The sequence below is a fragment of the Streptomyces sp. N35 genome (assembly GCF_016464295.1).
In the GTDB taxonomy this organism is placed as follows: Bacteria; Actinomycetota; Actinomycetes; order Streptomycetales; family Streptomycetaceae; genus Streptomyces.
Genome location: NZ_JAEIMH010000086.1, coordinates 1 through 13,446 on the forward strand (window position 1 = coordinate 1; position 13,446 = coordinate 13,446).

Annotated in this window: 10 protein-coding genes and 1 pseudogene; 5 read left to right on the top strand and 6 right to left on the bottom strand. The window is 70.5% G+C overall.

Features of this window, described 5'->3' with window-relative positions; genetic code table 11:
• Positions 1-2,384 (top strand): AfsR/SARP family transcriptional regulator (locus JAO81_RS33820; protein ID WP_199551804.1); only part of this gene is annotated, 2,384 nt, incomplete at its 5' end.
• A 95-nt stretch (positions 2,385-2,479) separates the two neighbouring features.
• On the opposite strand, the gene JAO81_RS33825 is transcribed toward JAO81_RS33820, so the two are convergent.
• The 3 genes from JAO81_RS33825 to panB all read right to left on the bottom strand — a co-directional run bounded on the left by JAO81_RS33825 (position 2,480) and on the right by panB (position 5,577).
• On the bottom strand, positions 2,480-3,331 hold the full coding sequence (locus JAO81_RS33825) for an ABC transporter permease (RefSeq protein ID WP_199551805.1): 852 nt from the start codon (positions 3,329-3,331) through the stop codon (positions 2,480-2,482).
• A complete protein-coding gene (locus tag JAO81_RS33830) occupies positions 3,328-4,359 on the bottom strand; it encodes an ATP-binding cassette domain-containing protein (RefSeq protein ID WP_199551806.1) in 1,032 nt (343 codons plus the stop codon). The genes JAO81_RS33825 and JAO81_RS33830 overlap by 4 nt, the downstream gene beginning before the upstream one ends.
• A 330-nt stretch (positions 4,360-4,689) precedes the next feature.
• On the bottom strand, positions 4,690-5,577 hold the full coding sequence (gene panB, locus JAO81_RS33835) for a 3-methyl-2-oxobutanoate hydroxymethyltransferase (protein ID WP_199551807.1): 888 nt from the start codon (positions 5,575-5,577) through the stop codon (positions 4,690-4,692).
• Between the two features lie 204 nt (positions 5,578-5,781).
• Here panB and JAO81_RS33840 point away from each other — a divergent pair, with 204 nt between their 5' ends.
• The 3 genes from JAO81_RS33840 (at position 5,782) to JAO81_RS33850 (ending at position 9,414) form a co-directional block, all read left to right on the top strand.
• Complete coding sequence (locus tag JAO81_RS33840) at positions 5,782-7,374, top strand: MFS transporter (protein WP_199551808.1); 1,593 nt, start codon at positions 5,782-5,784, stop codon at positions 7,372-7,374.
• 76 nt (positions 7,375-7,450) lie between these two features.
• Complete coding sequence (locus tag JAO81_RS33845; protein WP_199551809.1) at positions 7,451-8,077, top strand: TetR/AcrR family transcriptional regulator; 627 nt, start codon at positions 7,451-7,453, stop codon at positions 8,075-8,077.
• Positions 8,078-8,385: 308 nt separating this feature from the next.
• Positions 8,386-9,414, top strand: a complete 1,029-nt coding sequence (locus tag JAO81_RS33850) for an endonuclease/exonuclease/phosphatase family protein (protein WP_199551810.1) — start codon at positions 8,386-8,388, stop codon at positions 9,412-9,414.
• Between the two features lie 53 nt (positions 9,415-9,467).
• Here the strand turns inward: JAO81_RS33850 and JAO81_RS33855 are convergent, their stop codons facing one another.
• The 3 genes from JAO81_RS33855 to folP form a co-directional block, all read right to left on the bottom strand.
• Entirely contained in the window at positions 9,468-9,710 is a 243-nt protein-coding gene (locus tag JAO81_RS33855) for a hypothetical protein (protein ID WP_199551811.1), read from the bottom strand.
• Positions 9,711-9,852: 142 nt separating this feature from the next.
• The gene (locus tag JAO81_RS33860; protein ID WP_199551812.1) at positions 9,853-10,764 is read right to left on the bottom strand and encodes a DUF4190 domain-containing protein; all 912 of its coding nucleotides are present in this window, start codon (positions 10,762-10,764) and stop codon (positions 9,853-9,855) included.
• A 1,623-nt stretch (positions 10,765-12,387) separates the two neighbouring features.
• Positions 12,388-13,257 carry a dihydropteroate synthase gene (gene folP, locus JAO81_RS33865; RefSeq protein ID WP_199551813.1) on the bottom strand — a complete coding sequence of 290 codons (870 nt, stop codon included), beginning with the start codon at positions 13,255-13,257 and terminating at the stop codon, positions 12,388-12,390.
• Positions 13,258-13,311: 54 nt separating this feature from the next.
• On the opposite strand from folP, the pseudogene JAO81_RS43015 reads away from it, so the two are divergent.
• A pseudogene (locus JAO81_RS43015) lies at positions 13,312-13,446 on the top strand (cell division protein DivIVA); the annotation flags it as partial.

Here is a 13,446-nt window from a genome sequence, read left to right on the forward strand (position 1 = left end):
GGCTCGCCGAGCTCGCGCCGGTGAGCGCCGACGCCGACCCCGAGGCCGTTCCGGAAGCGGTGCTCACCGCGCTCGGCGCCCGCGAGACCGTCCTGTACGGAGCCGGCGCCGAAGAGCTGCGGTCCGTGGACCGCAGCGGCCAGGACCCCCTCGTACGCCTGGTGGAACACTGCGCGCGGCGCGAGCTGCTGCTCGTCCTCGACAACTGCGAGCATGTGGTCGTCGCCGCCGCCGACATGCTGGCGTATCTGCTCGCCCGCTGCCCCGGCCTGACGGTGCTCGCGACGAGCCGTGAACCCCTCGGCGTACCGGGCGAGTTGGTGCGCCCGCTCGGACCGCTGCCCGAAGCCAAGGCGCTGCGGCTGCTCGGCGAGCGCGGGGCGGCCGCCCGGCCCGGCTTCACGGTCGACGAGGACCGCGCGGCGGCCGAGGAGATCTGCCGCCGCCTCGACGGCCAGCCGCTCGCCATCGAACTCGCCGCCGCCCGTCTGCGGATGCTCACCCCGCGCCAGATCGCCGACCGGCTCGACGACCGCTTCCGCCTGCTCACCAGCGGCAGCCGTACGGTCCTGCCCCGCCAGCAGACCCTGCGGGCCGTCGTGGACTGGTCCTGGGACCTGCTCGACGACCCGGAACGGGCCGTGCTGCGCAGGCTGTCGGTGTTCGCGCGCGGCTGTGACCTGAGCGCCGCCGAAGCCGTCTGCGGAGCCGTGCCCGAGACGGACGGGGACGCCGCGTGCCATCTGCACCTCATGGTGGACCGGCGCGACGTCACCGATCTGCTCGGCTCGCTGGTCGACAAGTCCCTTGTGGTGGCGGCCCCTTCGGCGAACGGAGAGATGCGCTACCGGCTCCTGGAGACGGTCGCCGAGTACGCCGCCGAACGTCTCGACGAGGCCGGGGAGCGGGCGCTCGCCGAGCGCGCCCATCTCGTGCACTACCGCGAACTCGCCCGCACCACCGATCCGTTGCTGCGGGGCAGTCGTCAGGCCGAGGCCATCGCGCTGATCGAGACCGAGTACGAGAATCTCCGCAACGCCCTGCGCCATGCCGTCGCCCTGCGCGACCAGCAGGAGGCGCTGAGCCTCGTGCACGGGCTGTGCTGGTACTGGCAGATGCGTGACCAGCGGGCCGAGGCCCAGCACTGGTCGACCGCGGCGGTGGAGCTGGGCCCCGAACCGTTCACCCACCCGGTGCAGCCCGCCCCCGACGTGTACGAACGGTGCACGGACTCACCGCCGCCGATGAGCCCCGAGGTGTTCGCGGAGGCGCGGCGCGGAGCCAGGCTGATCCAGCTGGCGACGATGGACCACGGCCACGACCTGTGGACGGGCGACAACAACGACACCCTGAGCGCCGTCGTGGCGACGTACCGGTCGGGCATGCCACAGGTGTGCAGGATGCCGGGATCCATTTGGTTCTTCGCGCGCCTGATGAGCGGCGAGCCCTTCGACGTCCTGAAGTTCAGTGCCGAACAGGTGGAGGCCTGCCGTCGGTTCGGTTACCGCTGGGAGCTGGCGGGGGCGCTGCAGATGCGTGCCAACATCCTTGCCAACCGCAGTGAATGGTCGAGCGATGCCGTGGCGAACGCCGACGAGGCGCTCGCCCTCTTCACCGAACTCGGTGACGTCTGGGGCCAGGCCGAGGCGCTGTCGGCACGCGGTGAGGGCTGGGAGCGGCAGGGCGAGTTCGAACGGGCCGGCGAGGACTACCTGGCCGCCATCGCGCATGCCGAACGCATGGGCGCCCGCACCCAGGTGATGGTGCTCAAGGCCCGGTTGGCCGGCGGTGCGCTCTTCGAGCTCGACCGCGGCGACGAGGCCGAGCGCATGCTGCGCGAGATCGTCGACGACGCCGATCCCGCGCTCAGCGAGCCGCAGGCGTTCGCCCGCCTCTATCTCGCCCTGCGTCTGGGCCGCACCGGCCGCGTGGAGGAGGCGCGCCGGAATCTGCTCTGGCTGCGTGATCAGTTCCTGTCCGGACCCATCCTGATGTTCCGCGGCATGCTGGACGGGATGTTCGGCTGGCTCGACACGATCGAGGGCCGCCATGCGTCGGCGCTCGAGCATGCGCGCAGCGCCCTCGTCCAGGCGATGGAACCGATGTCGCAGATGGTGATGCCGCAGCTGGCCTCGTCCCATCTCTCCCTCGCGGCCAAGGCGTTGGCCTGCCTGGGCGGCGAGGAGCGCGCCCTGTCGGCGGCCCGGCTGCTCGGCACGGCCGACGCGCACCGGCCCGCGCGGCATGTGCAGCCGCAGTTCGAACGGGAGTTGCGCGAGGAGGCCGAGGCGCTGATCCGCAGGCAGCTCGATGACGAGGCGTACGAACAAGCGCACACGGAAGGCGGCGGCCTCTCCGTGGAGGAGGCCGCCGCCTTGTTCTGAGCCGCTGTGCGCTGCGGCTCAGGTTTCTGATCCGTACCGCTCGGACGCGATCCGACGGGCGGATCAGGGCTGATCAGATGTGGGGGAGGTGCGCATCAGCTCTTCTTCGCGAACTTGTAGATGGCGTACGGAGCCATGACCACGGTCAGTCCGACCGTCCAGGCCAGCGTGACCCACAGGCCGTGGGCGACCGGGTGCCCGGTGGTCATCAGACCGCGGGCCGCGTCCGCGAGACCGGACATCGGGTTGTACTCGGTGAAGTTCTGCAGCCAGCCCGGCATGTTCTGCGTCGGGGTGAAGATCGACGAGCCGAACTGCAGCGGCATCATCACCAGGAAGCCGAGCGCCTGCACGGACTGGGCGCTCTTCATGGTCACGCCGAGGACGAGGAAGATCCACATCACGGCCGAGCCGAAGAGCAGCGAGAGTCCGACGGCCGCGAGCAGGCCGGGCCAGTTCTCGATGTCGAAGCCGACGAGTACGGCGACGATCATCAGGACCGTGGTGGCGATCAGCATGCGCAGGATCTCGACGGAGATCTTGGCGATCAGGACCGAGGCCCGTCCGATGGGCAGGGACCGGAAGCGGTCCATGATGCCCTTGTGGAAGTCCTCGTTGAAGCCGGTGCCGACCGCCTGGGCGATCGACATCGACATCATCGCGAGCATGCCGGGGATCACGTACTGGACGTAGGCGTCCTGGCCGCCGCCCATCGCCTTGCCGATCGAGCCGCCGAAGACGTACACGAAGAGCAGGGTGAAGACGACCGGCATCAGGAGGGCGTCGAACATCGACTCCGGGTCCTTCTTGATCCACAGCAGGTTGCGGCGGATCAGGGCTCCGGTGTGGCGCAGGTTGGCCCGCACCCCGATGCGGCCGTCGGCCTCTCCGGCGTGCAGAGGTGGCTGGTCGAGGGGTTCGGGCTTGTGAAGGGTGGCGGTGCTCATACGGCGGCCTCCTCGAGTTCACGGGCGGGCGCGTCCTGCGGAGCACTGGCCTTCTGGCCGGTCAGCGAGAGGAACACCTCGTCCAGGCTGGGCAGTTCGGTGGCGATGTCGGCGAGCGCGAAACCGGCGGCGGCCAGGTGGCCGACGATCGCGGTGAGCTGCTCATCGCTCTGTACGGGCACGATCACGGTGCCGGTCTCGGTGTCGACGGTCGCCGTGGCGAGGCCGGTCAGGCCCGAGGCGTCCAGGTCGGCCGCCATGGTGCGCAGTTGCAGAGGGTCGGCCGGGCGGATGCGCAGGGTGCGGCCGCCGACCTTCGCCTTGAGCTCGGAGATCCCGCCCTCGGCGATGATCCGGCCGCGGTCGATCACGGTGAGCTCGGAGGCCAGCTGCTCGGCCTCCTCCATGTACTGGGTGGTGAGCAGGACGGTCACGCCCTCGCCGACCATGCGCTTGACCTCGGTCCACACCTCGTTGCGGGTACGGGGGTCGAGGCCGGTGGTGGGCTCGTCCAGGTAGAGGACGGCGGGCTGGCCGATCATCGAGGCGGCCAGGTCGAGGCGGCGGCGCATACCGCCGGAGTACGTGCCCGCGGTGCGCTTGGCGGCCTCGGTGAGGGAGAAGCGCTCGAGCAGGTCGTTCGCCCGCTTCTTCGCGCCGGCCTTGGACAGGTCGAGCAGCCGCCCGATCATGTACAGGTTCTCGAAGCCGGAGAGCTTCTCGTCGACCGAGGCGTACTGACCGGTCAGGCCGATCTTGCGGCGCAGTTGCCGGGGCTGGGTGAGGACGTCGTACCCGGCCACGAAGGCCGAGCCCGCGTCGGGCTGGATGAGGGTGGAGAGGACTCGTACGAGGGTGGTCTTGCCGGCGCCGTTCGGGCCGAGCACACCGAGGACGGTGCCTTCACGGACGTCGAGGTCGACGCCGTCGAGCGCTCGTGTTCCTTGGGGACCGCCGTAGTGCTTGACCAGTCCTCGTACGGTGACGGCGTTGCCGCCGGGGATCGGGTTCTTGTCGGATCGCGTCATGCCGACAACTCTGGAGCGCCCCGCCGACAGGCCACCGACACGTCACCGACAGGGGCGTGCGGAGACCGATATTCCGCCGATCCGGGCAGGTCAGGGGCCGATGAATCCCGGTCGGAGACCTGGGTCGAGCGCAGCCGTGGCGCGGACGCGCCGCAGCCGGCGGTCGGCGGTCGGCGCGCTGGGCGAGGACCTGGAGGCGGGCCCCGACCTGCGTCCGGACCGGCGCCCGACCTGCGGCCGGACAGGCGACGGGCCCGCACGACCGGGGGAAAGTCGGCGGGCCCGCGTGGTGCCGCGATGGTCTTCAGATGCGGCCTCAGTGGCCGGGCATCAGTGGAAGCTGTGCTCCTCGCGCGGGAACGTGCCGCCCACGACCTCCTCGGAGAACTCCTGCGCGGCGCGCACCATCTGCGCCCGCAGATCCGCGTACTGCTTCACGAAGCGCGGCATCCTGCCCGAGGTCAGGCCCATCATGTCGGTGTAGACGAGGACCTGCGCGTCGCAGTCGGGACCCGCGCCGATGCCGACGGTCGGGATGTGCAGCGAGCGGCTGACCTCGGCCGCGAGCTCGGCCGGTACCAGCTCCAGGACCAGCGCGAACGCGCCGGCGTCCTGAGCCGCCTTCGCGTCGCGGAGCAGCCGGTGGGCGTCCTCGTCGCCGCGGCCCTGCACCCGGTAGCCCATGGTGTTCACGGACTGCGGGGTCAGGCCGAGGTGGGACATCACGGGGATGCCGGACTGCACGAGGAGCTCGGTCTGCGCGAGCGAGCGCTCGCCGCCCTCCAGCTTCACGGCCCCGACGCCGGCCTCCTTGACCAGGCGGGTCGCCGAGCGCAGCGCCTGCACCGGGCCCTCCTGGTACGAGCCGAACGGCAGATCGCCGACGACCAGGGCGCGCGAGGTCCCCCGTACGACCGCGGCCGAGAGCATGGTCATCTCGTCGAGCGTGACGGGGACGGTGGTGTCGTACCCGAGGTGGCAGTTGCCCATGGAGTCGCCGACGAGCAGGACGGGGACGCCGGCCTCGTCGAAGACGGAGGCGGTCATCGCGTCGTACGCGGTGAGCATGGGCCACTTCTCGCCGCGCTCCTTGGCGGCGATCAGATCGCGGACGGTGACACGGCGGTTGGACTTGCCCCCGTACAGCGCCTTGCTGCTGTCGGTGGCCTGCTTCTCCCCGGAGGCGGCAGGCGTCTGGGCAGCCGAAAACTGCGTCATGGCAACGGCTCCTTCAGTCATCTCGAGGCGCCCTCACGGCGTCCCCGGATCACCTCCCATGGTGGCATCCCGGGGGCGGTCGGGGCTAGGGCACCCCCGAGCCCGCCGTCACAGCCGTCACGTACGGGCCCGTACAGGTAAAGACTCCTTAAGGCTTTCCAATACGAGACGGTGTCGTATCGAAATGGGTCTACGCTCGTCCGTATGACGACGACTCCCGCCACACCACCCCGCATACCGGAGGCAGTGCACCGGCGCCGCTGGGCGATCCTCGGTGTGCTGATGCTGAGCCTGCTGATCGTGGTGCTCGACAACTCGATCCTGAACGTCGCGGTCAAGACCATCTCCGAACCCGAACCCACCGGACTCGGCGCCAGTCAGGGCGAGCTGGAGTGGGCGATCAACTCCTACACGCTGGTCTTCGCCGGCCTGCTGTTCACCGCCGGACTGCTCGGCGACCGGCTCGGGCGCAAGAAGATGCTGCTCGCCGGTCTTGCCGTGTTCGGTGTCGGCTCGCTGCTCGCGGCCGAGTCCGGATCGCCGGCGATGCTCATCGCGTTCCGTGCCGTGATGGGTCTGGGCGCCGCGTTCGTGATGCCCGCGACGCTCGCGATCCTGATGAACGTCTTCGAACGCGAGGAGCAGCCCAAGGCCATCGGCATCTGGGCCGCCGGCGTCGGTCTCGCGATCGCGATCGGCCCCATCACCGGGGGACTGCTGCTCGACCACTTCTGGTGGGGCTCGGTGTTCCTGATCAATGTGCCGATCGTCGCGCTCGCGCTGGTCCTGATGGTCGTGCTCGTGCCGGACTCCAAGGACCCGAGCCCGGGCCGTATCGACCCGCTCGGTGTGCTCCTGTCGATCCTCGGTCTCGTGCTGCTCGTCTACGGGATCATCGAAGGCGGCCGCATCGCCGACTTCGCGGACCCGCTGGTGCTCGCCACCATGGCCGCCGGGCTCGTCGTACTCGTCCTGTTCGTGCTGCACCAAAAGCGCAGCGACCATCCGTCCATCGACATCACCTACTTCAAGAACAAGGTGTTCTCCGCCGCGATCGGCGCCATCGCCCTGGTCTTCTTCGCGATGATGGGCGTCACCTTCTTCTCCGTCTTCTATCTGCAGAGCGTGCGCGGATACAGCCCGCTGCAGAGCGGTCTGCTCCTGATCCCGCTGGCCGCCGCCCAGTTGATCTTCGCGCCGCGCGCCCGGCTCGTCGTCGACCGCTTCGGCAACCGTGCCGTGTGCACCACGGGGCTGCTGGTGATCGCCGCGACGCTCGCCGCGTTCGCGACCCTGGACGCGGACACCCCGATCTGGCTGCTCGAAGTGATCTTCTTCCTGATGGGCGCGGGGATGGCGCACATCATGACCCCCGTGAGCGTGGTCATCATGCAGGCCCTGCCGCGCGAGAAGGCCGGTTCCGCCTCCGCGCTCAGCAACACCTTCCGGCAGGTCGGCGGTGCGCTCGGGATCGCGATCCTCGGCTCGGTGCTCTCCGCCTCGTACCGTTCGAGCATCGAAGGCCACCTCACCGCGCTGCCGCCCGAGGCGCAGCACGCGGCCGGTGAGTCGATCGAGGCGACGCTCGGCGTCGCGCGCTCGCTCGGCGAACGCGGCGAAGCGCTCGTCGCCCCGGCCTACAACGCCTTCCTCGACGCGATGCACATCACCGCCCTGTGCGGAGCGGGCGTCGCCCTGGTCGGTGTCGTGGTGGTCGCCCTGTTCCTGCCGGGCCGCCCGCCGAAGGACGAGAACGCGCCGTCCGAGGCGTCCGAGCCGGTGGGTGCGGGCCGGTAGCTCCCGGCTGCACGACAATGGCGTACGCGTGCGCAGGGGTCCGTACGCGTACGCACACAGAAGGGGAGCGCGGCGCATGAGCTTGAGGGACCGGCCGGAACCGTGGCACGAGGAGAGCCGGTCCCCGGCCGTGCGCGGGCGTCCGCGCAGCGAGGCGGTCGAACGGGCCATCATCGAGGGCGTGATGAGCCTCCTGGAGGAGGGCGTCTCGCTCGGCGACATGTCCATCGAGCGCATCGCGCGCACGGCCGGTGTCGGCAAGGCCACCATCTACCGCCGCTGGAAGGGCAAGGAGGAGCTCTTCGTCGAGGTCATGCGGGTGGTGGACGCACCCGACCAGGAGCTTCCCGGTGAGTCCGTACGGGATGATCTCGTCGTCATCCTCGAAGGGATCCGCCACCGAGGTCTCGCCAAGCGCTCGTCCGCGCTGCTGCAGAGCCTGCTCGCCCAGGCCAAGAACTATCCGCAGCTGTGGGACCTCTACCACGCCGAGATCGTGGCCACCCGCCGCGCCCGGCTCACGCAGGTGCTCAAGCGCGGGATCGAGTCGGGCGAGCTCCGTGGCGACGTCGATCTCTCGGTGATGGCCGACCTGTTCACCGGCCCTCTGCTCACGCGCACCATCCTCAGCCACGACGCACCCCTGCCCGACGGCCTCTCGGAGACCGTCGTGGACACCGTGATCGAAGGGCTGCGGGCCTGAGACGCGTTCTTGGGAACGCGTTCCTGAGGGGTGATTCCCGAGGGCTTGTTCCGGACGGCTTGTTCCGGACGGCTGGTTCCGGACGGCTTGTTCCCGGCGGCGATACGCCTCTGATGTGCGGGTTTCGTCACAGCGGGCCGTGACCGCCGGTAAGACGGAACTGCCCGCCGCCGCCCGCCGTCCTCGTAGCAGTACGGCCGTCCCGGGGACGCTCTCCCCGTTGAAGGTGTGACGGCAAGGCACGGCACCGCCATCACCTAGGGTCGAACGGGTACGAGGACGGTGTGCACGGCGAATGAGGCGACGGTATGGCGCAGGCGTATATGACGGAGACGGGGACCAGCGGCTCGGGGCCTGAGCACCGCTCCCGTGTCCGGCGCCTGCTCGACGACTGGCGCAGAGGCTTCCGGGACCGGTCCGTCTGGCGCCGCGGGCTCGTCGTCGCGGCCCTCGCGGTGCTGCTCGCCCTGATCATGGCGCTGCACTCGCGCATCCCCAACCGCATCGGCAACATCGGCTCGCTCACCGAGACCTTCCTGCCGTGGCTGGGACTCTTCGTACCGGTGCTGCTCGTGCTCGCCGTGGTCCGCAGGTCGGCCACGGCCCTGATCGCCGTGCTGCTTCCGGCCCTTGTCTGGGTGAACCTCTTCGGCGGCCTGATCTTCGACAAGTCCTCCGCGGGCGGCGACCTCACGGTCGCGACCCACAACGTCAACGCCGAGAACGCCGACCCCGAGGGCACCGCCCGCAAGATCGCCGCGTCCGGCGCCCAGGTGGTGGCCCTCGAGGAGCTCACCGGCGAGGCGCTGCCCACGTACAAGAAGGTGCTTGCCGAGACCTATCCGTACCGGGCGGTCGAGGGCACCGTCGGCGTCTGGAGCAAGTACCCGCTCGGCGACAGCCGGTCCGTGGACATCAAGATGGGCTGGACCCGAGCGCTGCGCACCACCGTCGAGTCCCCGAAGGGGGAGTTCGCGGTCTACGTGGCCCATCTGCCGTCCGTACGCGTCAAGTTGAACGCCGGCTTCACGGCCGGTCAGCGCGACAACAGCGCGGAGGCGCTCGGCGTCGCGATCCGCGACGACAAGGTCCGCAAGCTCATCCTGCTCGGCGACCTCAACGGCACGATGAACGACCGCGCCCTGTCCCCGGTCACCTCCCAGCTGCGCTCCACTCAGGGTGCGGCGGGGGACGGGTTCGGGTTCAGCTGGCCGGCGTCGTTCCCGATGGCGCGGATCGACCAGATCATGGTGCGCGGGATGGAGCCGGTGAAGTCGTGGACGCTGCCGGAGACCGGGAGCGATCACCTGCCGGTGGCGGCCTCGGTCGAGCTCTGAGGGCTCGTACGGTCGTGGCGCCTGCCATGAGTCGTACGGTCCCGGGTCCGCTCCTACGGGACGACGACGTCCTGCTCGTGGAAACCGGTGCCGGTGCCGGCGTCGCCGTCGGTGCCTGTGTCCGTGTCCCGTGGGCAGGGGCTCGTATGCACCTCGGTGCCGCGGTCCGTCGCATGGTGCTCACGCCCGACGGAGCCGATGCCGGTCACGGAGGCGATCACGGCGACCACCGCGAGCACCAGAGCCGCGGTCGCGAGACCGTGGCGCAGGGCCGGCAGGTACGTCGGCGGAATCATGACGAACGGGCCCTTCGGTGCGGAAACGGGGACCTGACCAAGGTGCCAGCCTTTTATGGCCGCCTTAGCCGGATTCCTGCCTGATTCCTGCGCCGAAGGACCCGTCGCCGTAGGGTCCGAGGTCCCGGGACCCGTGGGGGAGTTACTTGGCCGAGCCCGTCCAGATCGCGTCGTCGTACTCGAGGATCTCGGGGCTCATCTCCAGCTGGAGCTCCTTCTCGGCGCCGGCCGGGACGGAGAAGGCGTACTTGGCGGTGGCCTTCTTGCCGGGCAGGACCGTGCCCTCGAAGGGCTTGGTGCCGTTGGAGCCGTCGAAGATCATCTCGGTGTCGGAACCCTTGCCGTCACGCAGGCTGGGGAACGCGCCGCTGATGTCGAGCTTTTCCTTGCTGCCGTTCTCGATCGTGATCGTGAACTGGTAGGCCTTGTTGCCCTTCTCGTGGCCCGCGGCGTACTGGTCCGGCGTGTACGCCTTCGGCGCGGAGACGGTGACCGCGACGCCGTCCTCGTACTCCCAGGAGTCGCCGAACGCGGCCGGGTCGCCGGAGTCCGCGGACGCGCTCGGCGCTTCTTCGCCGGCGTCGGTGGCCTCTTCGGTCGGGTCCTTCGGCGCGGACGAGGACGCGTCCTTGATGGCCTTGTCGAGCTCTTCGCCGGCCTCGTTGACGAACCACACGGTGAAGGCCAGTACGGCGATGGCGACGACCACGGCGATACCGCCGGTGATCGCACCGGCGAGCGCGGCGCCCTTGTTGGTGGCCTCACCGCGGCGGGCGCGGCCCATGCCTATGAAACCGAAGACGAGTCCGAGCACACCGAGGATCGCGCCGACCCAGAACAGCACGATGGTGATCGCGAGGACGAGGCCGATGATGCCCGTGACGAGGGCGGCCGTGCCCAGACCGTTGCGCGGCTGCATGAACGGGCCCGCGGGCGGGGCCATCGGGTAACCGGCGCCGGGCGGCGGCGGGGGAAACGCCTGGTACTGACCGGCAGCGTCGGCGGGCGGCGGGGCCCAGGGGGATTCGGGGCCGGGCGGCGGCGGAGTGGTCATCGTGTTCCTTGTGCGAGCAGTGTGAATTTCCGGCAACCGTAACAGAGCCTTATGTTTGCTTTATCACGGGCTTCACCTGCGCGAATTGGGCGTTCTTCGCGGCCAGTTCGCGTACCCGTTCGGGTACGGCTCCCGGCTCTCCTTGCCGGGTGCGGTCCGGTGAGGGTGCGGTCTTGTTGCCGGGTGCGTTCGGGTTGTGCCGGTGGGGGTGCGGCCTTGTTTGCCGGGTGCGCTCGGGTTGCGTCGGTGAGGGTGCGGTCTCGCTGCCGGGTGTGCTCGGGTTGCTCCGGTGAGGGCGCGGTCTCGCTGCCGGGTGCGGGCGGGTGGCGCCTGCGGCGGGCACCTTTTCCCCTACCCGCCCCTTCCCGAAACTGGGGGCTCCGCCCCCAGGCCCCCAGGCCCCCAGGCCCCTGGAGCTCCGGGCTCTTCGGTGGGGTGAGGGGTGGAGTGGGAGGGGTGGGGTGGAGTTCGGGGGAGCGGGTTGTGCGGGGTGGGGGATGGCGTGAAGCCGGGATGGTTGCGGTGCTCGTGCCGTGCCGTGCCGTGGCGGGGGCTCCGCCTCCTGCACCCCTGATGCGTGGGCGAAGGGGTGGTCGCGTGTCAGCGGTTGGCGCCGAGGTGCGGGGCGGGATGTTCCGTCGGCCGGTGGTCGCGGGTCAGGGGATGGTGCTGAGGTGCGGGGTGGGGCGGTCCATCGGCCCCTGGAGTCCTGGGCTCCCCGGTGGGGTGAGGGGGCGGAGTGGGAGGGGTGGGGTTCGGGGGAGCGGGGCGTGCGGGGTGGGGGATGGCGTGAAGCCGGGATGGTTGCGGTGCTCTTGCGGTGCCGTGCCGTGGCGGGGGCTCCGCCCCCTGCACCCCTGGTGCGTGGACGAAGGGGTGGTCGCGCGTCAGCGGATGGCGCTGAGGTGCGGGGCGGGATGTTCCGCCGGCCTGTGCTCGCGGGTCAGTGGTGGTGTCGACGTGCAGTGCGGGGCACCGGCCTGTGGCCGCGGGTCAGTGGATGGCGCCGAGGTGTAGGGCGGGATGTCCCACTGGCCTTGTGGCCGCGGGTCAGGGGATGGTGCTGAGGGGCGGGACGTTCCGCCGGCCGGTGGTTGCGGGGCGGCGGGTGGCGATGACGTGCAGTGTGGGGCGCCGCACCAGCCGTCAGCCGCGCGACCACGGAACCGGGCAACCGTGCGAGCGGAACACCCCGCCGGCCGTCAGTCGCGTGACGGCGGAACAAGGCAACCGTGCGAGCGGAACACCGCACCGGCCGTCAGTCGCTCGACGGCGTAAGGGGACGGGGTGGGGTGCATTGTCATTCGGGCACCCCCGGCGTCGGCGGCGACCCTTCGCGGGAACGGTGCCATTGCCCGAATGAGCAAGCACCCCACCCCGGCCCCGACCCGCAACGAAACAGCAGGCGCACGACGCACCGGCGGAAAGCCGCACACGAAGCGGCCCCCACAGCGAAGCCAGGCGCGACGAGCAGGGGGCATGGGAGCGAGCACCCGCCCCCCCACCCACGACGAACCCGCACGCGCGACAAGCGGGGGCCATGGGGGCCGGGGGGCGAAGCCCCCAGCGGGGGTCCGGGGGCAGAGCCCCCAGGGGACGCTCAGGCCGCGAGCCGCGAGGAGCTCAGGCCAGCCCCCGCCGAGCCACCGCCGGAGCCCGGTGCCCAGCAATAGCCGCCACCATGTCGAGCACCTGCCGCGTCTCACCCACCTCATGCACGCGATACACCTGCGCCCCCAACCACGCCGACACCGCCGTCGTCGCCAGCGTCCCGACCACCCGCTCCTTCACCGGCTTGTCCAGCGTCTCGCCCACGAAGTCCTTGTTGGAGAGCGATACGAGCACGGGCCACCCGGTCTCCACCATCTCCCCGAGCCTGCGCGTGGCCTCCAGACTGTGCCGCGTGTTCTTGCCGAAGTCGTGCCCGGGATCGATCAGGATCGACTCCCGCGGAACCCCCAGCCCCAGCGCCCGCTCCGCAAGCCCGACGGTCACCTTGAGAATGTCGGCCATCACGTCCTCGTACGCGATCCGGTGCGGCCGCGTCCGAGGCTCCGCACCGCCCGCATGCGTGCACACGAGCCCGACCCCGTAACGGGCCGCGACCTCCGCGAGCTTCGGATCGACCCCGCCCCACGCGTCGTTGAGCAGATCGGCGCCCGCCTCGCAGACCGCCTCGCCGACCTCGTGCCGCCAGGTGTCCACGCTGATGACCACGTCGGGGAAACGGCGCCGCACCTCGGCCACGAACCCGACCGTGCGCCGCGCCTCCTCCTCGGCCGTGACCTCCTCGCCGGGCCCGGCCTTGACCCCGCCGATGTCCACGATCTGAGCGCCCTCGGCGATGGCCTGCTCGACACGGACGAGCGCTGGCTCGTCGTGGAACGTGGCGCCCTGGTCGTAGAAGGAGTCGGGAGTCCGGTTGACGATTGCCATGATCACCGGCTCGTACGGGCCGAACTCGCGCCGTCCGAGCCTCAGCGGCCTTGCCATCGTCATCTCCTCTGTCGCGCATCGGTCGCCTGCGACCTTAACTGTCAGTCGCGCATGGCACGATCGGAGCCGGACAGTTTCTGCAGTCGGGGAGTCGCCGTGTTCTGGTTCCTGCTCATCGCGCTGGTCGTGGTGGCCGCCGCGGTCACGCTCGCCGTGCCCGGCGGCTCCGAGGACGGCGTGCTGCCC